The following is a 20,009-nucleotide window of genomic DNA, read 5'->3' on the forward strand; positions in this document are numbered from 1 at the left end:
GGTTTATCCCAGTCTTGTCGGCAATTCGAAGGAGGCGCCGGCCGCCTCATCCTGCTCGAACGCCTGTTTTCCATAGTTTTTGAATTTTCGAAGAATTTCGCGCATCTCGGTCACGTCCAGAATCACTGGATCACCCACGCTCAGTGCGCTCATATACTGGTCCGCAAGGTCTTCAACGCCTTCTGCGACTGCCAGCGCCTTTTTCAGGTTCGGGCCGCAGGCGATCTGGCCGTGATTGGCCAAAAGGCAGGCAGACCGGTCGCCCATCGCCGCCAGCATGGCCTTCGACAAGGCCGCCGTGCCGAAGGTCGCATAGTCCGCACAGTCGATCCGGTCTCCGCCGGCAAGCGCGACCATGTAGTGAAAGGCCGGAATGCCGCGCCTGAGGCACGACAGGGCGGTTGCGCGCGGGCTGTGGCAATGCACCACTGCGCCCGCAGCGGGATGGGCGCGGTAAATGTCCAGATGCATCCGCCACTCGGAAGAGGGCAGCGTGTCGCCATAATATCCGCCCTCAAGATCCATGGCGACGATCAGCTCTTCGGACAGGTTTTCATAAGGGGTCCCGGACGGAGTTACGAGAAATCCAGCGTCGATGCGCGCACTCACATTGCCCGAGGTGCCCTTGGTGAGACCAAGCACAGGCAAGGTGCGGGCAGTCTCTATGAGTGCACGGCGCAGGTCGGGAGTGTCTTTTTGCGATAAAGCCGGAGCCATCAGAACTTTCCAAACGGGACCGCCACTTTTAAGCCGGGCGGCGGGCTGCTTGCAAGCCATGACATCGCCATGCTTTGACGGGAAAAAACGGGTATGACAGGCGGATGGTGAACATGATCTTCAATCCGGTGCGCAATGCCTGACAAGCGCTCTCCAACGCCCGGCCGCGCCGCGGCGCGATCCGGAAATCGTCTGCGGCGACCCGGCGGGCCGCCACGGGAGCGGAACCTGTGGGGCGAGCCGGACCCGCCGCGCGACCCGGACGTGTGGCGCAAGTCGGCGCTGATCAGCCTGCCGCTGGTGCTGCTTGCGCTGGCGGCTGCCGGATATGGCATCGCAGTGTCGGTCTGGCAGCCCCCGGCCGTACCGGACCCGCCGCGGGCGGCGGACCCGTTGGCCACGCTTGATCCGGGTTTGCGCACCGAGCTGACCCAGCCTACTCCGGTATTGCCGGCCCGCCTGAGACTGACCTTCACAGGTGAACCGCAGGCGCTGTGCGACCAATTGAAAGAACTTGGCCTAGAAAACCGGGGCTGGCAGCGCGCGCCATTTCAGCGCGGCCGCTGGCAATGCGCTTCCGATCTGGTGCAGTTGACGACCCCGAGCGTCGATTTCGGGCCGTCGACCCTGTTCTTTTTGTTGCGGGGGCCGGATGAGACCAGCATCGACTACTTGCGCCTGAAGCTGGTGGTCGAGGATCCGGCACAAAAGCCGATCGGCATCGAGGCTGTCAATCTGGTCATCACCGAGTTGTCGGCGCGGTATGCCTGGGCGGTCCCTGACGCGCTCCTGCAGGCTGTGTCGCAGTTTCAGGCGCTTGAGATGGAAGACCGCGGGGTCCGCTTAAGGGTCGCGCCGGAGGACCCGGAATTGACCGGCGATCCGCTGGCGTCGCAGCGGCTCAACATCGTGCTCGATTTCAGCGAGCCGGAGCTGATCCGGCCCGCAAGCGGGTTTGAAAAGCCGGTGGGCCAGCGCCCCGCGGCTCCCCGGGTGTCACAGCCGTAACCGGCTTAAAACGGGCCGGATTCAAGGCCCTGGACGGTCGGGTAGGGGAATGAACTCTTCTGCATCGCCCGGCACGGTGTCGAAGCGCCCGGTCCGCCAGTCTTCCTTGGCCTGCTCGATCCTCTCCTTGGACGAGGAGACGAAGTTCCACCAGATGTACCGTTTGCCGTCCATCGGTTCGCCGCCGAGAATCACGAAGCGTGCCGGGGCGTTTGACTGGTTCTCGATCACCAGATGATCGCCCGGCTTGAACACCATGAGCTGCGCCGGGTCGAAGTTTTGGCCTGCAATGGTGATCTGACCTGCAATCGTGTAGAGCCCGCGTTCTTCCCAGCCCGCATCCAGCGGCATCTTCGCCCCCGGGTCGAGCGTGACATCGGCATAAAACATGTCTGAGGCGGTTTTCACCGGCGCCTTGTGGCCGAACAGCTCGCCGGCGATCAGCTTTACCGAGGCCCCGCCATCGGCAAATTCCGGCTGCTCATCCGTGCCGTGATGCTGGAAGGAAGGATCGCTTTCTTCCAGATGTTTGGGCAAGGCCACCCAGCTTTGCAGTCCAAACAAAGGGCGTTTGGCGGTGAGCCTTTCGGGGCGTTCGCGCTCGGAATGAACAATGCCCTTGCCCGCACTCATCCAGTTCAAAGCGCCTGGTGCGATTGCGATTTCCGTGCCCAGACTGTCGCGGTGATACATCTCGCCTTCAAACAGGTAGGTCACGGTGGCGAGCCCGATATGCGGATGCGGGCGCACGTCAATGCCGCCACCAACCAGCAGCTCGGCCGGGCCCATCTGGTCGAAAAAGATGAAGGGTCCGACCATGCGTTTCTTGGCGGACGGCAGCGCACGGCGGACCGAAAACCCGCCAAGGTCCGACGTACGCGGCATGATGATGGTCTCAATCGGATCGCAGCTTGCAGCGTCGCCGGGGATCGGGTCAGGGCAGTTCAGCCAGCTCATGGGTCACTCCTCTCCATAAAAGCGCTTGCGTTTGTGCAAACCAGATAGGACCCGATGAGAGCAGATGTCTATTGAACAGTGTGTTTCGGTATTGCGCGCCGAAGCGATACAGGTATAACGCGCAGCCCACCCATGCGGCACTCAAGAGTTTTAGATGAAACGCGTCATGATCACTGGCGGCCCCGGTTCCGGGAAGAGCACCCTCGCGCGCAGGCTGGGTGAGCAAACGGGCTTGCCGGTATTTCACATGGACATGATCCACTGGATGCCCGGCTGGCAGGAGCGCAGCAAGGACGAGAAGGACACGATGACCCGGCAGGTTCACATGCAGGAACGCTGGATCTTCGAGGGCGGGCATTCCAGAACCTACGCCGAACGCATCGCGCGGGCGGACACTTTTGTTTGGCTGGATGTGCCGGTCGGCCTGCGCATGGCGCGGGTATTGCGGCGGTCCGTCCGATACTACGGACAGAATCGGCCGGATCTGCCCGAAGGTTGTCCTGAACGCTTCAATTGGCAGACCCTGCTGTTTTTGAAATTTATTTGGGACACGCGTCATACCGCGCGCGCCAAGCTTCAAGCGGTTCACGACGCACCGCCTGCGCATTTGACCGTCCACCGCCTCACGACGGTGCAGGAGGTGAACACCTTTTTGAAGAACGTTGGCACGAGAGCCGGCTAACTCCAGGGCGTCACCTGCGGACAGGCCGGGAACCGGGAGCTTTTGTTCACCCGAACATGACCCTGTTTTCTGCTACAATCCGGTTCAGGAAGTCCAGCGCCGCGGCGACGGGGCGCAAGGGCCGGGTGCTTTCGTGGCAGACGGTCCAGTAGGCCCGTTCGACCCGGATGTCCGGCAAAACGGGAACCAGATCCGGCTCGGTCCGTGCAATGAAAGTGTGCAGGATGCCGATACCGGCCCCGGCCTTCACGGCTTCAGTTTGGCCGAGGGCCGAAGCTATCTCGAACCGCGCGGGCCAGGCCTTTGCAAAATCCTCGAAGTAGTTGAGGGCGGGTGCGTAGATCAGGTCCTCAACGGCTCCGATCAGCCGGTGATTGCCAAGGTCTTTGTGAGTTTCCGGGACGCCGTTGCGGGACAGGTAGTCCTTTGAGGCGTAAAGCCCCAACGCATAGTCGACCAGTTTGCCGGCGATCAGACGGCCATGGTCAGGCCGTTCGACGGTGATCGCGATATCGGCTTCGCGCCGGGAGAGCGAAAACGAGCGCGGCACCGGCACCAGCTGAACGGTCAGGTCGGGGTGTTGCTCGGCAAGCGCGCCAAGCCTCGGGGCGAGAAAGGCAACACCGAACCCGTCCGGGGCGCCGATCCGCACCGTGCCTGACACGCCGACCTCCGTGTCCGCAAGATCGGCCTCTGCGGCCAGCATGTCCGCCTCGATCTGTTCTGCGCGGGCCAGAAACCGCACGCCTTTTTCGGTCAGCACGGAGCCAGATGTCGACCGGTCGAACAGTTTGGCCGACAGGTCGGTCTCCAGTGCGGTGAGCCGCCGCGCCACGGTGGCATGGTTCAGCCCCAGCCGTTTACCCGCCGCCAGGATCTGACCCGAGCGCGCCACGGCAAGAAAGATGCGGATGTCGTCCCAGTTCACGTTCTTGACTTCAAAAAATGCACAACGGATGCGGATTATTGAGCCTTGTATAGCGCAAAAATGCAAGGCAAAAAAGATCCATGAAACTGGCGTAAAGTGTAGGCCAAGCGGCCTTTTGAAACCGCGCGAGGCTTTTGGGAGAAGCGACCATGGAACAGATCGGACATTTCATCGACGGCAAGCGTGTGGCGGGCACATCCGGCCGCACGGCGGACGTTTTTAATCCGGCCACCGGCGAAGTGCAGGCGCAAGTAGCGCTGGCGAGCCAGGAAGAAATGGACAAGGCTATTGCAAGTGCCGCTGCCGCGCAGCCGGCCTGGGCCGCGACCAACCCGCAGCGCCGCGCCCGCGTGATGATGAAGTTCGTCGATCTTCTGAACCGCGACATGGACAAACTGGCCGAAGCGCTGTCGCGTGAACACGGCAAGACCCTGCCGGATGCCAAGGGGGATGTCATTCGCGGATTGGAAGTGGCCGAGTTCTGCATCGGCGCGCCGCATCTTTTGAAAGGCGAGTTCACCGAAGGCGCAGGTCCGGGCATCGACATGTATTCCATGCGCCAGCCGCTCGGCGTCGTGGCCGGCATCACGCCGTTCAACTTCCCGGCCATGATCCCGATGTGGAAGTTCTGCCCGGCGCTGGCTTGCGGCAATGCCTTTATCCTGAAGCCGTCCGAGCGCGACCCGTCGGTGCCGATCATGCTCGCCGAACTGATGATCGAGGCAGGTCTGCCCGCTGGTCTGCTGCAGGTCGTCAATGGCGACAAGAGCGCCGTTGATGCGATCCTGGACGATGAGACCATCCAGGCGGTCGGTTTCGTCGGTTCCACGCCAATTGCGCAATACGTTTATTCCCGCGCGACCGCGTCCGGAAAACGCGCGCAGTGCTTCGGCGGCGCGAAAAATCACATGATCATCATGCCGGATGCGGACATGGACCAGGCGGCCGATGCGCTCGTTGGTGCTGGATATGGTGCCGCCGGCGAGCGCTGCATGGCGGTCTCCGTTGCGGTTCCGGTTGGCAAGAGCACGGCCGACGCGCTGATCGAAAAGCTGGCACCGAAGGTCGAAGCGCTGAAGATCGGACCGTACACCGCAGGCGATGATGTCGACTTCGGTCCGCTGGTCACCAAGGAAGCGCTGACCCGCGTCAAGGGTCTGGTCGATCAAGGCGTCAAGGAAGGCGCGAACCTGGTGGTCGATGGCCGCGGCTTTTCCATGCAGGGCTATGAGGACGGGTTTTTCATGGGCGGCTGCCTGTTCGACAACGTCACCAAGGACATGGAGATCTACAAGACCGAGATCTTCGGCCCGGTTCTGTCTGTTGTGCGCGCCGACACCTACGAGGAAGCGCTCGACCTGCCGCTCAGCCATGAATACGGCAATGGCACGGCGATCTTCACTCGCGATGGGGATACGGCCCGCGATTTTGCCTCGCGCATCAACATCGGCATGGTTGGGATCAATGTGCCGATCCCGGTGCCGCTCGCCTATCACACCTTTGGCGGTTGGAAGAAGTCCGGCTTTGGCGATCTGAACCAGCACGGCCCGGACGGGTTCAAGTTCTACACCCGCACGAAAACTGTCACCTCCCGCTGGCCGTCCGGCCTGAAGGATGGGGCAGAGTTCTCGATCCCGACCATGAAGTAAGTCTTCTCTGCAAAGGGAGATTTGCAAGTCAAGCACAACTAGGCGGCGCCGGACCTGTTTCGGCGCCGCTTTTATGTCTGCCGGGTGCGATTGTTACAGAAGTTTCACGACGGGGGGGGCTCACAGCCACCTATATGTGCTCTGTCAAACCATGGGAGTGGACAAGCAATGCTGAACAAACAGGCGGTCAAAACCCTTTTTGGAAACTTGGAAACGGGTCACGGAGATGTCTTTTTCGCTGAAGTCCGGGACGATGTCGACTGGACGGTGATGGGCACACATCCGCTTGCCGGACACTACCGCTCCAAGGCGGATTTTCATGCCCACACCTTTGCGCGCCTGGACAAGGTGCTGAAGGAGGGGACGCATCTTGCCGTTGTCGACGTTTTTGTGGACGGAAATGTTGCGATCGTCGAAATGCGCGGCACGTCTACCGCCAACAACGGCAAACCCTTCGACAATCGTTACTGCTGGGTCTTCACGTTCGACACCGACAACAAGATCAAGAAAGTGCGGGCATATCTGGACTCTGCGCTCGTTGCCCAGCTGCTCGCTGAAAACGAGTAATCGGCAGCGCCCGGCCCGCTTGAACATCAACCCATGTGAGATTGGTCAGGCGGGTTCTTTTTTTGGTGCCCACTCCGGATCCGACAGCGGTTCGGCCGCCTGTGTATCCCGTGCTCTGGCCTGCGCCGATTCCGAAGAGCCCTCCGGCGGATAGTCCAGCGTTCCGTCCAGCGCCTTCATCCGGTCCGGCGTCAGGCGCGGGAAAGGAAGGGTCCCTGACCGCCGCCAGGCGGCGACTTCCTCGTCCGCCCGGGCCGAGAGGTCTTCATTGAGCCCGTCGTCCTGCGCCATGTATAGTGTTTGCGAGGGGAAGGCGAACCCGGTGCCGGAGGCCTCAATAATGGCCTTTATCCGAAGGAAAACGTCCTCCCTGATGGCATGAAACTCGTTCCAGTCATTTGTCAGGGCATAAACACGGACGGCGATGTCCAACGAAGAGTCTCCGTAGTTGGAAAACCGCACCCTGATGGTCTCGTTGTCGATCTTCGGGTGGGCATGCAGCATTTCCCGTAAGCGGACCAGCACGAAACGCAGTTGGTCGTCGCTGGTTTCATAGCGTAGGCCGATGGTGGTCTTGATCAGCATCTTGTCGCAGCGGGCCCAATTGATCAGCTCCATATCGACGAATTTCGCGTTCGGCACCGAGACCAGCGCCCGGTCGAGGCCACGGATCTGGGTCGAGCGGATCCCGACATCTTCCACTGTCCCGCTGGTGTCCCCGAAAGTGCAGAAATCGCCGACGCGCACGGGCTTGTCGGTGAACAGGATCAGGCCGCTGATCAGGTTTTCAAGCGTTGGGCGGATCGCAAGCGCAACCGCCAAACCGCCCACGCCAAGGCCGGCCAAAAGCGGCACGATGTCGACGCCGAGACGCTCCAGCCCGAACACGGCAACACCGACGCTCGCAATCACGGCCAAAATGCCGGACAGGAGCCGGATCAGGCTGGTATCGAATCCCCGCCCGGACATGGTCGGCGAGGCGAGGATCGTCGTTCCAACAGCGTTGAACAGCCGCCAGACCGCCCACACATAAAATGCGAGCTCGAGAACTCCGGCCCCGAATAACAAGTAGCTTAGTTCAATGCCGGTGAAGTTGATGTCATTGTCGACAAAGCCCGTTGCCAAGTGAACAAAATAAGCGGCCAGCAGCGGCGCTGTGATGGCGACCCAGGATGTGATCAGGCCCGGGAACCGGAGGGCCGCGCCATCGACAATCTTGAACACCACCCAGCATGCCGCCGCCAGGACAATGAGGGTCAGAACCAGACCCAGCCACTGCCACAGGGTCTGGCCGGACACCAGCACGCTGAGAAACCCAGGCAGCCTTTCAACGATCTCGCCGAGCACATGCGTGCTGGGAACAAGATAGCCAGGGGTGGAGATGTAAAACTCATAAAAGCCGGGCGTTGCATTGGACGAGCGGAAATCGGCAAGTGTGAGCGTGCTATCCGTCCGATAGGGCAGATCCTTGAGCGCGTCATAGCTTTCAAGCAAGATCTCGACCGAGGCGCTGTCGAACAGAAAGTTCCCGGCATTGGGGCCGGATTGCAGGCGTTCGATCTCGATCCGGGTGCCGGGAAGCCGCCAACGGTAAGCCTGCTCCGGTGCCAGGCCGGAAAGATCGGCTGCGTCAGGGATTGCATCCAGCCGCGGTAGGGGCATGCGGTCGAGGATTTCTTTCAGCAAGAGTGCAGATTCGGTGCCGGTGTCCCGGCGCAGAACGTCCGGGATTTCCGACAGGTCGAACACGGATGTTGCCTGCAGAAGGTGATCGTCGGCGTCCATTTGCAATTCGCGCGCTTTTTGCAGGCTGATTGCCGGGGGCACGGCATCAAGGGCGGCCTCCGCGCGCGTTGCAATTGCGTAGGCCGCATTCATGTTGAACATGAAGGCTTCCAGCGTGTCGCGCGGACTGGTGGTGCGCACGCCGCGCAGCCGGTTTGCGATCAGATCCTCGGTTATGCCGTGAATGTCCGGTTTGAGACTGTATTCCTGATAGGCATCTTGCGCTCCGTCCAGCCTCGGCAATTCGCGGGAGCGGCGGTAATCGAGCTCCAGTTCTTCGATTGTGATCGGATCGAATTTGAAGTCCCCGGCATCCCGTCCCGCCTCGATCCTCGTCATCCGCAGGTCTGTGCCAGGCACTGTCCACGATGTCAGGCCTGTGGCCGCAACATCGGCCTGGTTCGGTATGGTGTCAAACGGCGGCAAGACGGTTCTGGCCAGGATCTCGCGGGCCAGAAGCAGCCGCTCGATCTGCTCAGACGTGGAAGAGGCATAAGGCGTGTCTTCGAAATTGAAGCTTTCGACGGCCGCCCGTAGATACAGTTTTTGTTCACGAATGGGCGCTTTGACACGCCAGAGTGCGATTAAGGCGTCCGTGTTGCGCAGGAAACTCTGCAGGGAGTCGCGGGGGCTGGCATTTTGGGCAGGCTGCAAAGGTGACGGCGGCTGGCTGGTCTGCAACGGCTGCGCCAATACCTGAATTGTGCTTGCCAAGACAAGCAAAACGCTGACGATGACCCACGCACGTGTTGCCAGAGTTGCAAGATGAAGCACACGCTGACTGTTAGACTTGCCGTTTTCAGGCATGCCCGCTCTCCCTGACTAAAACTATCCCTTCGGAAGGTTTAGACGCAGGAGCGTTAAAATCGTGTTGCGGATTCAATCAGAAGGAGAAAAATCAAGATTTTTCTCAAAAATTCTCCTTCTGATTGTTTTTGACCGTCAGGCCGCTTTGCGCGCGGTCATGACCGTTCGGTCGGGCGTGTAGTGCCCCATGGTGATCAAACCGTCGATTTCGGCCATGATCGCCTTGAACCCGGGATCGTGAACCACACGTTTTGCGGCTGCTTTGGCACAGGACAGGTCGCGCCATGACACGATATCCGCGAATGTTCCGCTTCCCTCGGCATCTTCATATGCGGTCCAGCTCAAGAAACCGTCATAGTGTTTGACGCAATCCTGGGCGGCGCGGCGGGCCTTGCAAGCATCTTCAGGGTTTTTCACTTTGAAAACCACCAGTTCAAGGCAGTGTCCGCTCATGTCCATCTCCATATCTTAGAACGCGATGATCCCTTTATGCCAAAGGCCTGCTGCCAGCTTGCTGTCAGGAGTGATGTCTGTGCGGATCGGAGCTGAAGGCAAAAAAAAAAGCCGGTGGGCCGGCTTTAAGTTGTTAGCGGGTATGAAGGTGCAAAACGCACCAGCCTTGTCTGAAACATATGCGCCGGCGGATTGCCGAACTTTGAAAATAGCCCCAAGGACATCGTAAAAAATTGCTTGGTTGTATATGATCATGATGAGCACGTTCCTGTAGCAATTTCACCCCTCTATCTTCAGGGGATGTGCACTGCAGCTCAAAAAAGTCGCCGCATTTGAACAGGGGTGCCCGTTTGTGAGCAGAGGCTCTGCGGCCAACGCGCATTGGACTGCGGTCATACGTTGCACACAAATCGGCCAGCTTAATCTGGCAAACACGGCCCGAACCGGATAAACGGAATTAGCAAAGCACCTAAGTGTGCCAGGGAAAAGAGACAGTGCGGATTGCCCGGCGGGTCATCGCGGCCGGCAGGCACCGGGGGAGACGGATCAAGTTGGTTGAGTTGACCGCCGACGATCGTGGTCAAGGGGCTCTTGAGGGGGCGGCGGAAGAAGCGCGGACACGCAAGCCGGCGCCAGCGGATCTTCTGCTGGGCAACGAGCGTGCCGCCCTGTCGCGCGCCGGGCTCCTGCTGTGCCTGTCCGATTTGTTATGGATCGGCCAGGCCGCGCTTCTGGCCTTTTGCGCAGCCTCCATGCTCTCCGCCTTCATGGCCGAAGACACCGCCGTCCTGCCACTGCTGTTTCTCGCGGCTAGTGCGTTCGCTTTTGTCCTCATCGGAGGTGCGCGCGCTTTATGTCAACATAAGGCCGGACAGATGGCCCGCAGGGTCGCTGCCACGGTCAAGATACGCAAGCGCGGCGAGTTTTTGGCATCCATCGCCCGGGTTTCGCCGGCGTCCGGCATGCCGGGCAGCGGACAGATGGCCGCTTATCTGAGCGAACAGATTGATGCACTCGGTCCCTATCTCACGCATTTCATGCCGCAGCAGCAACGGTTGAAGATCGTTCCGCTTGCCATAGTGCTAACCGTCCTGCCGATCAGCTGGCTGGCATCGCTCATTTTGATGGTTACCGGACCGGTCATCCCTCTGTTCATGGCCTTGGTGGGCATGCGCGCAAAGGCGGCCAGCGAGGCGCAGCAGGAAGAACTGGCGCGCATGAGCGGTATGCTGCTCGACCGGCTGCGCGGTCTGGTCACGCTGCGTCTCTTCGGGGCTCTCAGCAACACGGAACGCGACATAGAAACAGCCGGGGAGCGGTTCCGGAACGGGACCATGAATGTCCTGAAAATCGCGTTTTTGTCTTCCACGGTGCTGGAGCTGTTCAGTGCACTTGGGATTGCATTTGTTGCGGTCTATGTCGGTTTTTCGCTGCTGGGCGATCTGTCTGCCGGAACGTGGTGGGGGGCGCTTAGCTTCGGGCCAGGCCTGTTCATATTGTTGTTGGCACCTGAATTTTTTGCACCCTTAAGGGCCTATGCCGCCGCCTATCACGACCGGGCCGCCGGACTGGCAGCGCTTAGCAAGCTCGACGCGCTTGACCGGTCCTTGACGGAAATGGCCGCTGTAAACCGCTCGGACACAGCCGTTCGAGGCACGGACCCGGCCGCAGTTCAACGGCCCGGTCTTGCGCAGACAGCTCCGGTATTGCGTCAGGCGCCACTGATTGACATCTCGCGGCTGCAAGTCGGCGCGCAATCGGCCCGGCGTCTGGCCTCGGTCACATTCACTGCCCGAGCCGGCGAGGCGGTTATTTTGCGCGGCCGCAGCGGATCCGGCAAAACCACGCTGATCGACTGCCTCTTGGGGTTTGTTGATGCCGATGGGGGGCATATCCTGATCAACGGGTTTCCACTCAGCGATTTCGACCCTGCGGGCTGGCGCCGGTCCGTTGCCTGGATCGGACAAAGCCCTGCGCTTTTCCATGGCAGCATCAGGTCCAACCTTGAGCTGGCCAACGAGACTGCAAGCGGCGCGGATCTGGAAAACGCACTTGCCCTTGCAGGTGCCTCCGGGTTTGTCAGCCGATTGCCCAAGGGCTTGAACACGGTCATCGGAGAAGAAGGCTTCGGTTTGTCGGTCGGCGAAGGCCGCCGGCTCGCCCTCGCACGCGCCGCCTTGCGCACAGATGCGCCCGTCTTGCTTGCCGACGAGCCGACCGCAGGGCTGGATGACGACACGGCGCAGGATGTTATTGCCGGGCTTGAGCGGCTGGCTGAGGGGCGCACCGTTTTGCTGGCAACCCACGACCCTCGAGTCTTGCGGTTGTCCTGGCGGCAGATCGAATTGACGGCTGGCGCCCGGGAGGCATCGGCATGAGCGCTATAGGTCAGATCATTGCCCGCCAGCGCCATTTCAATCCGGTCGCGTTCTGGGCCGGGATTGCGGTGGCGTTTGTGCCTGCGCTTGCGGGTTTGGCGCTCCTGGGCGTTGCCGGATGGTTCATCACGGCCTGCGCCATTGCCGGTTTGACAGCCGTGTTCTTGAATGTGTTCGTCCCAAGCGCGCTTATCCGGGGGCTTGCGATTGCCCGAACGGCCGGGCGGTATGGCGAGCGGATGGTTACCCATGATGCCACATTCCGGTTTTTGGCGTTCCTGAGAACCGGAATTTTCAAGGGCCATGCAAATGCTGCGCTTCAGGGCGCGCGCAAACTCCGGAGCGGCGCCAGTCTTAATCGGCTGACCTCTGATGTTGCCTTGCTCGACGCGGTCTATTTGCGGCTCGCCGTCCCCACGGTGGTTGCTCTTGGCGTCGGTTTGCTGGTTTGCCTCTGGTTCGCCTATTTGGACTGGCGGCTTCTGGCGGGGCTTGGCTTGTTTGCGGCAGCCGTCATCTCGATGGTGGTCCGGTTGAAGGGGCGGAACGCAGCGGCCGCCCGCAGGCTGGAAGCTGGCCACGAGGCCTTGCGCGTGCGCAGCGTTGATCTGGTCGCCGGACGCCGGGATCTGGCGGTCTATGGTGGTCTGGACAAGGCGGCCGGCAAAGTCATGGTGGCCAATGATGCGCTGATCCGTGCAGAATCAGAGATCGATAACAGCGCCGGGTCTTTTACGGCGGCCACCTTTCTTGCAGGGCAGGTCTATCTTGCTGTCATGCTCACGCTGACCGGACTGCTTGTTTTTGACGGTGGTTTGCCGATGGGCGCAGGTGTTGCGGTGCTTCTGGTCTCGATTGCTTTACCGGAACTCGTTTCCGCACTGGTTCCCGGCCTGTCGGCCTTGCCGCGCACTCAAAGGGCTGCTGCGCGCGCCGAGGCGAACCTGCAGGCCGCCGAAACTGGAAACATGGACGTAAACGCGGTCGCACAGTCGGTTCCGTCCGCCGCTTTCGATGGCGGTAACACCGCTGTTCTCGCATTTGATCAGGTCTCATTTGCCTATCCCGGGGCGGGGCGCAGCGTTCTGGAGGCGTTCGACATGTCACTTGCGCCGGGAGAATGCGTCGCGCTTGTCGGCCGCAGCGGTTGCGGCAAGTCGACGGTCTCGGCGCTTGCCGCAGGGCTTGCCGCGCCGGTATCAGGTGCCATCCGGCTCAATGGCGCGCCTGTTGGCGAAGCCGGTGAAGAACGGCTGCGCAAGCAGGTCACCGTGCTCACGCAAAAACCATATCTTTTTCATGATACCGTTGCCGCGAACCTGCGGATCGCCAATCCGGACGCGTCGGAGGCCGACATGTGGGAGGCTTTGGAACGCGCCGCGCTGGCGGACCGGATTGGCCGGTCGCCGGCAGGGCTCGAAACGGTCTTGGGAGAAGGCGGCCTCGGTCTGTCCGGCGGTGAGCAGCGCCGCCTTGGCCTTGCACGGGCCTACCTGACCCGGCCTGTGCTGTGGATCCTCGATGAAATGACCGAGGGCCTGGACAACGAGACGGCCAATGACGTGCTCGACAGGTTTTTTTCATTCAAGGGGGATGCCGCGGTCTTGATGATCGCGCACAAACCGCAGGAAGTGGCCCGCGCCGACCGGCAAGTTCGGCTGGCTGACATGTTTTAGGGTCAGTTCGGGCTGATAAATTTTCTCTCCAACGACACAAGTCCTGCGTCTTTTTGGCCAATTCAATCACGTAGTTGCACGTACGTCGCCGTTCGCGTCAGGTGATAAGATCGAGCCCCACCGCATAAATTGCGGACGATCTTCGCCGGACGGACCCTGAGGGGCGGGGCCTGCCGGCCAAATGAAGGTGCACACATGGAACTCGATGTTGTTGGCCTGTCACGGCTCCAATTCGCCATGACCGCGCTGTATCATTTTCTCTTCGTGCCTTTGACAATCGGTCTGTCCATCCTGCTTGCCACGATGGAAACCGTTTATGTCATGACCGGCCGTGAGATTTGGAAGCGGATGGTCAAATTCTGGGGCACGTTGTTCGGGATCAATTTTGTCCTTGGTGTCGCGACGGGGCTCACCATGGAATTCCAGTTCGGCATGAACTGGGCCTATTTCAGTCAATATGTCGGCGATGTGTTTGGCGCACCGCTTGCCATTGAGGGCCTGATGGCCTTCTTCCTAGAGGCGACCTTTGTCGGCCTGTTTTTCTTCGGCTGGGACAAGCTTACGAAACGCCAGCATTTGGCCGCGACCTGGGCTGTGGCCTTTGGAACGAATTTCTCAGCGCTGTGGATCTTGATAGCCAATGGCTGGATGCAGCATCCGGTCGGGGCAATGTTCAATCCCGATACCATGCGCATGGAGGTGACCAGTTTCTTCGAGGTGCTGTTCAACCCGGTTGCCCAGGCCAAGTTCGTCCATACAGTGTCGGCGGGCTATGTTACCGCTTCCATGTTCGTGATTGGGGTGTCGGCCTGGTACATGCTCAAGGGATGGCATATTGCGATTGCCAAACGCTCGATCGCTGTTGCGTCGGCGTTTGGTTTCGCCTCAGCGCTGTCCGTGGTCGTTCTGGGCGACGAAAGCGGCTACGAAGCGAACCTGAACCAGAAAATGAAACTCGCGACCATCGAGGCCATGTGGGAAACCGAACCTGCGCCGGCCGCGTTCAATGTGGTGGCGCTTCCGGATCAGGCCAAGCGTGAAAACCTGTTTGCCATCGAGGTTCCCTACGTGATGGGCCTGATTGCAACCCGGTCGCTGACTGAGGAAATCCCCGGCATCAACGAACTGGTGGAGGAGTCTAAGGACCGGATTCGCCAGGGGGCGATTGCCTGGGATGCGCTGCAGAAAATCCGCGACAATCCGAAGGATGTCGACCCTGCGGTCCGCGATACGTTCGTTCAGAACCAGCATACGCTCGGTTACGCCTATCTGCTGTTGTCGTTCACGGATGATCCGTTGAACGCGACCAACGAGCAGATTGATGCGGCGGCATGGTCGGCGGTGCCGGAGGTCTGGCCGATGTTCTACGCCTTCCGGATCATGGTCGCATGCGGCATGTTCTTCATCCTGTTCACGGCGGTGTTCTTCTACTACTCGTCCTCGGCCAAGCTTGACCGGCTGGCCAAGGACCGCCGCTGGATCCTGCATATCGCCGTTTGGTCGATCCCGCTTCCGTGGATCGCCAGCGAAATGGGGTGGTTCGTTGCCGAGTATGGCCGCCAGCCATGGATCATCGAGGGGATGTTGCCGACATCGGCGGCCGCGTCAAACCTGTCGGTGACCGAGGTGCTTCTAACGCTCGCCGGGTTCATCGCGCTGTATTCGACGCTGCTGGTGATCGAGATCACCTTGATGCTCAAAAACATTCGAAAGGGGCCGGATGACGGCCGCACTGAAAGCCATGAGCCGGCGCGCCCGGTGTCCACAGGCGCCATGCCGGCACCAGCGGAGTAAGCAGGATGATCCTTTACGAACTCATCGACTATTCGACGCTGAAAATGATCTGGTGGCTGCTTCTGGGCGTGCTTCTGATCGGTTTTGCGGTCACGGACGGTTTCGATATGGGGGTAGGCGCTTTGCTCCCCTTTGTCGGCGAAACCGACGTGGAACGCCGGGTGGCCATCAACACAATCGGTGCCACCTGGGAAGGCAATCAGGTCTGGTTCATTCTGGGTGGCGGAGCGATCTTCGCCGCCTGGCCGCCGCTGTATGCCATCAGCTTTTCCGGATTCTACCTTGCCATGTTTGTGGTGCTGGCGGCGATGATCCTGAGGCCTGTTGCCTTCAAATACCGGTCAAAACGTCCCGATCCGGAATGGCGTAACCGGTGGGACTGGGCGCTGTTTACCGGCTCGTTTGTTCCCGCGCTCGTGTTCGGTGTCGCGGTCGGCAATGTGCTGCTTGGCGTTCCCTTCACGCTCGATCCTGATTTGCGCATGACCTATGAGGGATCGTTCTTCGGCCTGTTCTCGCCGTTTTCGCTTTTGTGCGGGTTGTTGTCGGTGTGCATGCTGGTGATGCATGGCGGCGCCTGGCTTGGTATGCGCGCGGGAGGCGTTGTTGCAGAGCGCGGCCGCCGCTACGGTTCGTTCGCTGCAATAGGCGCCATCGTTTTGTTCGGTCTTGGCGGTTTTCTGATTGCGAACGGTTTTGTGGATGGTCAGCGCATCACATCCGACATAGACCCGAATATGCCGGCAAATCCGTTGTGGAAGACAGCTGTGATCGAAGACGGCGCATGGATGGCGAACTATGCCGCGCATCCCATTTTGTGGCTGGCACCTGCGCTCGGGTTTTTGGGGGCGTTCGGCGCGCTTGTTGGTTTGCAGACGCGCTACGAGAAACTGACCTTTCTCTGTTCCAAACTGTCGGTATTCGGCATCATCTCGACGGTGGGTGTCTCAATGTTCCCGTTCCTGCTGCCAAGCTCGGTTCAGCCGGATGCAAGCCTGACAGTCTGGGATTCGGCTTCCAGCCACGCAACTCTGTTCAACATGCTGGTCGCGACCATCATCTTCCTGCCGATCATCCTTGTGTACACCGCCTGGGTTTACAAGGTGCTTTGGGGCAAGGTGGATGAGAAGACCATCGAACGCGATAATGAAACGGCCTACTGAGGAGATCGGCTGATGTGGTACTTTGCTTGGATCCTTGGCATGCCGCTTGCGTGCTGTCTGGCCATCTTGAACGCCATGTGGCTGGAGATGCGCGAGGATGAGAACAACCGGCTTGCCGAGAACCGCCGGGGCGCGCCGCAGTCATAAAGACACTGGAAAGACCATTCGAAACGCCGGGCAGAAAGAGCCCGGCGTTTTTTTGTTGTGGAGCGGCTTCAGACAGGCATATGGCACCGGCCTTGGGAGTTTTGCATAAGTATCGATAATCCCATTAAGACGCCAATAACCGTAAACCCACAAACCGCCTGAAATTTGACCTATTGGACAAAAAATAATCTGTCGCTGCGTCAGTCTGTCATTAAACTGCAATCCGGCGCACAGAAAAGTGCGCCCGCGGACAGAAAGTCTGCCTGTGCACCATGAGGTTTCAAAATGAAATACGGAATTCTCGCAAGCGTCTGCCTTGGCGCTTCCCTCGCGATGGCGTTTACGATCGCTGCAAACGCTCAGACAAGCGGCGCGATCGTCTTCAATGGCATGAAAAATGACGGCGCTTTCAACGAGCTGGGTTTTGACGGCTCGAAGCGCGCCAAGGACGAGCTGGGGGTGACCATTCGCGAGCGCGTTGCCGACAATGAAGCGGAAACCACCGAGGCGCTGCGCGTTTTCGCAAAGAACGGTGTCGAGCATCTGCTGACACTCGGTTTTGCAAATACCGAGGCGGTCAAGACCGTTGCTGCTGAGTATCCCGACGCGAAATTCACCATCATCGACGGTTACATTCCCGATATGCCGAATGTCCGGTCTGTCTTGTTTGCAGAGCACCAGAGCGGCTTTATCGCCGGCTATGCTGCAGGCCTGAAGTCCAAGACCGGTAAGGTTGGAGCCATTGGTGGCGTCGACATTCCGCCGGTTCGTAAATTCATGTGCGGCTTTGCTGCAGGTGCAGCCCACGCCAATCCGGACATCACCGTTGTTGCCGATTATGTTTCCGATACGCCAGCTGGCTTCCGCGACCTTGAGGGCGGCATGAAGCTGGCCGAGGGGATGACCGCAGACTCCGTTGACGTAATCTTTGCGCCGGCCGGCCGCGCTGCCGAAGGGGCTGCAAAGGCTGCCGAAAAAGCGGGTGCATACGCGATCATGGTCGATGCCAACCAGAACGGCTTCATTCCCGGTACGGTCTTGACGACTGCCCTTAAGCGGGTTGACGAAGCTGCCTTTGCGACTTGGAAAGCTGCACAGGACGGCACCTGGGAGCCGGGCGTCTTCACCATGACCGCGGCCGAAAACGGTGTCGACTGGGCCGTTGACGAGCATAACAAGTCGGCGGTTTCGGACATCGAAGCTCAGGTTAATGCAGTGAAGGCCGCTTTGGCTTCTGGCGAGATCACTGTCGCCCCCGCCGCAGGCGTTGACGGCTGCGCCGAAGTGCTCTGATTTCATACCGAAAATTGGACGGCTTAACCCCGGCTGAATTCAGCCGGGGTTTTTTATTAGAATTGCATGCGTGTCGCGGCATGTCTGATTCACCCACTGCCAGAATAGGCTTTGCGATGCCGCTGAGTTTTCGCTACGCAGTGCGCTCTTGTTCTGCGCGTGGTTTTGTAATCGCTTAACCGCGCGAGGGTAAACTCGGTTGCGGACCTGGTATGTCTGCAATTTTTACGTTGCTTTGTCTTGGGATCTGCACGTGCAATCCGGCAAGGGGCTGACAAATACGGAGGCTGCATGACGCGGCTCTTGATCACTTTGTTTCTGATCGTCTGCTCGTCGGGCGCTGCAAAACCTGCCGCACAAAGCGATGTGGCCGGGGCGATTGTCTACACGACTATGAAGAACGACGGTGCCTTCAATGAATTGGCGAGCGCGGGAACCCGCCGCGCCACCTCCGATTTGGGCCTTGATATCAAAGAATGGGTCAGTGCCGATACCGCGGAAACCGAAAAGGTGCTGCGCCTTTTTGCCGAGCAGGGCGCAAAACACATCCTGACCATGGGATTTGAGAACGCAGGCGCTGTGCGGGCGGCCGCGACCGCTTTTCCGGATGTGAAGTTCACGATCATTGATGGCTACATCGCGGATATGCCGAATGTCCGGTCTATTCTCTTTGCGGAGGATGAGGGCGGATTTCTGGTTGGCTATGTGGCCGGCCTCAAAACGGAGACCGGAACCGTTGGCACGCTTGGCGCGCTTGATATTCCGCCGGTCCGGCGTTTCATGTGCGGGTTCGCCGCTGGCGTTCACCACGCCAATCCGGAGGCGGTTATCCTGTCCGGTTTTGTCGGCGATGATGTCGCCGCGTTCCGCAATCTGCGCGGCGGCCGGAAAATGGCCGCTAAGATGTATCAGAACGGCGCCGACATTGTGTTTGCGCCTGCCGGTTTTGCCGCCGAAGGCGCAGCTCTTGCAGCCACCGATGCCCGCAAGAAGGTGATCATGGTCGATTCAAATCAAAATGCTCTTGCACCTGGAACCGTTTTGACGAGTGCCGTCAAACGAATTGACGAAGCTGTTTATGCGACTTGGAAGGCTGTTGCGCAGAACACTTGGTCCAGCGGGATTGTCACCATGACGACCGACGATAACGGTGTTGATTGGGCGGTCGACAGCAACAACTGGACGCTTGTTGAAGACATCGTTCCGAAAGTTGACGAGGTCAAACTCGGTCTGGCTCTCGAAAAAATCGAGATCACTGTTCCAGACAGCGTCGACGGGTGCGCGGACGTTCTTTAGGCCGGGCGCGCCCAAAAGAAGAAAGCCCCGGACATCCGGGGCTTTTGGTAATCAGCCCGTCTGGCGATCAGGCTGCGGCTGTTTTTGGTGTGCGCAGGTTTTCCAGAACGTTCTGAGGCGCAGACGCCCCATAAGGATCCGTATCGCAATTGTCGGAAAAGCCGTCCTCTTCGAACCACATCTCAACGGTACCGTCGTTGATCACCGCGGCGTAGCGCCAGGAGCGCATGCCGAAGCCAAGGTTGTCCTTTGCCACCAGCATGCCCATTTTCCGCGTGAACTCACCCGAACCGTCCGGGATCACTTTCACGTTCTTGACGCCCTGAGACTTTGCCCAGGCGTTCATGACAAACGCATCATTGACCGAGATGCAGTAAATGTCGTCGATGCCTTCAGCCTGGAAGTCCGCGAAAAGCTTCTCAAAATCGGGCAGCTGGTAGGTCGAGCATGTCGGCGTGAACGCGCCCGGCAGTGAAAACAGGACGACACGCTTGCCTTTGAAATAGTCATCGCTTGTCTTGTCTTCCCAACGGAACGGGTTTGGGCCTTCGATGGCTTCGTCATGGACGCGCGTGCGGAATGTAACGTTTGGAACCTTTTTGCCGAACATCAGAAACTCCTGAAAAAACTGTGGTTGGCGAACAGGTTGCGGGTAGTGGCGATGCGCAATCACCTGGGAGGAGGCGTCGCGCCCCGATCTCTGCGCACC

General features: G+C 59.7%; 17 protein-coding genes. 11 read left to right on the plus strand and 6 right to left on the minus strand.

The window, feature by feature from the left end; genetic code table 11:
- Positions 1-3 precede the first annotated feature (3 nt).
- Positions 4-717 (minus strand): class II aldolase/adducin family protein, encoded by a 714-nt coding sequence (locus JM93_RS08215; RefSeq protein WP_145342157.1) that lies wholly within the window; start codon positions 715-717, stop codon positions 4-6.
- Positions 718-981: 264 nt separating this feature from the next.
- Between JM93_RS08215 and JM93_RS08220 the strand changes: the two genes are divergently transcribed.
- Positions 982-1,725 carry a DUF6030 family protein gene (locus JM93_RS08220; protein WP_145342159.1) on the plus strand — a complete coding sequence of 248 codons (744 nt, stop codon included), beginning with the start codon at positions 982-984 and terminating at the stop codon, positions 1,723-1,725.
- A 21-nt stretch (positions 1,726-1,746) separates the two neighbouring features.
- Here JM93_RS08220 and JM93_RS08225 read toward each other — a convergent pair whose 3' ends face one another.
- The gene (locus JM93_RS08225) at positions 1,747-2,682 is read right to left on the minus strand and encodes a pirin family protein (protein WP_145342161.1); all 936 of its coding nucleotides are present in this window, start codon (positions 2,680-2,682) and stop codon (positions 1,747-1,749) included.
- Between the two features lie 154 nt (positions 2,683-2,836).
- On the opposite strand from JM93_RS08225, the gene JM93_RS08230 reads away from it, so the two are divergent.
- Positions 2,837-3,364: an AAA family ATPase gene (locus JM93_RS08230; RefSeq protein WP_145342163.1), complete on the plus strand. Its 528-nt coding sequence runs from the start codon at positions 2,837-2,839 to the stop codon at positions 3,362-3,364.
- Between the two features lie 46 nt (positions 3,365-3,410).
- Here JM93_RS08230 and JM93_RS08235 read toward each other — a convergent pair whose 3' ends face one another.
- A complete protein-coding gene (locus JM93_RS08235) occupies positions 3,411-4,292 on the minus strand; it encodes a LysR family transcriptional regulator (RefSeq protein WP_145342165.1) in 882 nt (293 codons plus the stop codon).
- A 149-nt stretch (positions 4,293-4,441) separates the two neighbouring features.
- Here JM93_RS08235 and JM93_RS08240 point away from each other — a divergent pair, with 149 nt between their 5' ends.
- Positions 4,442-5,941, plus strand: a complete 1,500-nt coding sequence (locus JM93_RS08240; protein WP_145342167.1) for a CoA-acylating methylmalonate-semialdehyde dehydrogenase — start codon at positions 4,442-4,444, stop codon at positions 5,939-5,941.
- A 168-nt stretch (positions 5,942-6,109) separates the two neighbouring features.
- Positions 6,110-6,508 (plus strand): nuclear transport factor 2 family protein, encoded by a 399-nt coding sequence (locus JM93_RS08245; RefSeq protein WP_145342169.1) that lies wholly within the window; start codon positions 6,110-6,112, stop codon positions 6,506-6,508.
- Positions 6,509-6,553: 45 nt separating this feature from the next.
- Here the strand turns inward: JM93_RS08245 and JM93_RS08250 are convergent, their stop codons facing one another.
- Positions 6,554-9,100 carry a mechanosensitive ion channel family protein gene (locus JM93_RS08250; RefSeq protein WP_145342171.1) on the minus strand — a complete coding sequence of 849 codons (2,547 nt, stop codon included), beginning with the start codon at positions 9,098-9,100 and terminating at the stop codon, positions 6,554-6,556.
- A 135-nt stretch (positions 9,101-9,235) separates the two neighbouring features.
- Complete coding sequence (locus JM93_RS08255; protein ID WP_145342173.1) at positions 9,236-9,553, minus strand: hypothetical protein; 318 nt, start codon at positions 9,551-9,553, stop codon at positions 9,236-9,238.
- A gap of 551 nt (positions 9,554-10,104) precedes the next feature.
- Between JM93_RS08255 and cydD the strand changes: the two genes are divergently transcribed.
- The 7 genes from cydD (at position 10,105) to JM93_RS08290 (ending at position 19,300) form a co-directional block, all read left to right on the plus strand.
- Positions 10,105-11,931 (plus strand): thiol reductant ABC exporter subunit CydD, encoded by a 1,827-nt coding sequence (cydD, locus tag JM93_RS08260; protein ID WP_155197482.1) that lies wholly within the window; start codon positions 10,105-10,107, stop codon positions 11,929-11,931.
- Positions 11,928-13,607, plus strand: a complete 1,680-nt coding sequence (gene cydC / locus JM93_RS08265) for a thiol reductant ABC exporter subunit CydC (protein ID WP_145342177.1) — start codon at positions 11,928-11,930, stop codon at positions 13,605-13,607. The genes cydD and cydC overlap by 4 nt, the downstream gene beginning before the upstream one ends.
- Before the next feature lie 195 nt (positions 13,608-13,802).
- A complete protein-coding gene (locus tag JM93_RS08270) occupies positions 13,803-15,401 on the plus strand; it encodes a cytochrome ubiquinol oxidase subunit I (RefSeq protein ID WP_145342179.1) in 1,599 nt (532 codons plus the stop codon).
- Positions 15,402-15,406: 5 nt separating this feature from the next.
- Positions 15,407-16,564, plus strand: a complete 1,158-nt coding sequence (gene cydB, locus JM93_RS08275) for a cytochrome d ubiquinol oxidase subunit II (RefSeq protein WP_145342181.1) — start codon at positions 15,407-15,409, stop codon at positions 16,562-16,564.
- Positions 16,565-16,576: 12 nt separating this feature from the next.
- A complete protein-coding gene (gene cydX, locus JM93_RS08280; protein WP_145342183.1) occupies positions 16,577-16,711 on the plus strand; it encodes a cytochrome bd-I oxidase subunit CydX in 135 nt (44 codons plus the stop codon).
- A gap of 285 nt (positions 16,712-16,996) precedes the next feature.
- Positions 16,997-18,004: a BMP family lipoprotein gene (locus JM93_RS08285; protein WP_145342185.1), complete on the plus strand. Its 1,008-nt coding sequence runs from the start codon at positions 16,997-16,999 to the stop codon at positions 18,002-18,004.
- Positions 18,005-18,295: 291 nt separating this feature from the next.
- Complete coding sequence (locus JM93_RS08290) at positions 18,296-19,300, plus strand: BMP family ABC transporter substrate-binding protein (RefSeq protein ID WP_145342187.1); 1,005 nt, start codon at positions 18,296-18,298, stop codon at positions 19,298-19,300.
- Positions 19,301-19,367: 67 nt separating this feature from the next.
- Here the strand turns inward: JM93_RS08290 and JM93_RS08295 are convergent, their stop codons facing one another.
- Entirely contained in the window at positions 19,368-19,910 is a 543-nt protein-coding gene (locus JM93_RS08295; protein WP_145342190.1) for a peroxiredoxin, read from the minus strand.
- Positions 19,911-20,009: the final 99 nt, after the last annotated feature.

Origin of the sequence: Roseibium hamelinense, from assembly GCF_007830545.1 — a bacterium.
Lineage (GTDB): Bacteria > Pseudomonadota > Alphaproteobacteria > Rhizobiales > Stappiaceae > Roseibium > Roseibium hamelinense.

What these genes read in the sequence shown, in the direction of transcription:
- JM93_RS08290 (WP_145342187.1), top strand. Translation starts at nt 18,296, where the DNA reads ATGACGCGGCTCTTGATCACTTTGTTTCTGATCGTCTGCTCGTCGGGC.
- JM93_RS08215 (WP_145342157.1), bottom strand. Translation starts at nt 717, where the DNA reads ATGGCTCCGGCTTTATCGCAAAAAGACACTCCCGACCTGCGCCGTGCA.
- JM93_RS08245 (WP_145342169.1), top strand. Translation starts at nt 6,110, where the DNA reads ATGCTGAACAAACAGGCGGTCAAAACCCTTTTTGGAAACTTGGAAACG.
- cydB (WP_145342181.1), top strand. Translation starts at nt 15,407, where the DNA reads ATGATCCTTTACGAACTCATCGACTATTCGACGCTGAAAATGATCTGG.
- JM93_RS08230 (WP_145342163.1), top strand. Translation starts at nt 2,837, where the DNA reads ATGAAACGCGTCATGATCACTGGCGGCCCCGGTTCCGGGAAGAGCACC.
- JM93_RS08270 (WP_145342179.1), top strand. Translation starts at nt 13,803, where the DNA reads ATGGAACTCGATGTTGTTGGCCTGTCACGGCTCCAATTCGCCATGACC.
- JM93_RS08225 (WP_145342161.1), bottom strand. Translation starts at nt 2,682, where the DNA reads ATGAGCTGGCTGAACTGCCCTGACCCGATCCCCGGCGACGCTGCAAGC.
- JM93_RS08255 (WP_145342173.1), bottom strand. Translation starts at nt 9,553, where the DNA reads ATGAGCGGACACTGCCTTGAACTGGTGGTTTTCAAAGTGAAAAACCCT.
- cydX (WP_145342183.1), top strand. Translation starts at nt 16,577, where the DNA reads ATGTGGTACTTTGCTTGGATCCTTGGCATGCCGCTTGCGTGCTGTCTG.
- JM93_RS08240 (WP_145342167.1), top strand. Translation starts at nt 4,442, where the DNA reads ATGGAACAGATCGGACATTTCATCGACGGCAAGCGTGTGGCGGGCACA.
- cydC (WP_145342177.1), top strand. Translation starts at nt 11,928, where the DNA reads ATGAGCGCTATAGGTCAGATCATTGCCCGCCAGCGCCATTTCAATCCG.
- JM93_RS08250 (WP_145342171.1), bottom strand. Translation starts at nt 9,100, where the DNA reads ATGCCTGAAAACGGCAAGTCTAACAGTCAGCGTGTGCTTCATCTTGCA.
- JM93_RS08285 (WP_145342185.1), top strand. Translation starts at nt 16,997, where the DNA reads ATGAAATACGGAATTCTCGCAAGCGTCTGCCTTGGCGCTTCCCTCGCG.
- JM93_RS08295 (WP_145342190.1), bottom strand. Translation starts at nt 19,910, where the DNA reads ATGTTCGGCAAAAAGGTTCCAAACGTTACATTCCGCACGCGCGTCCAT.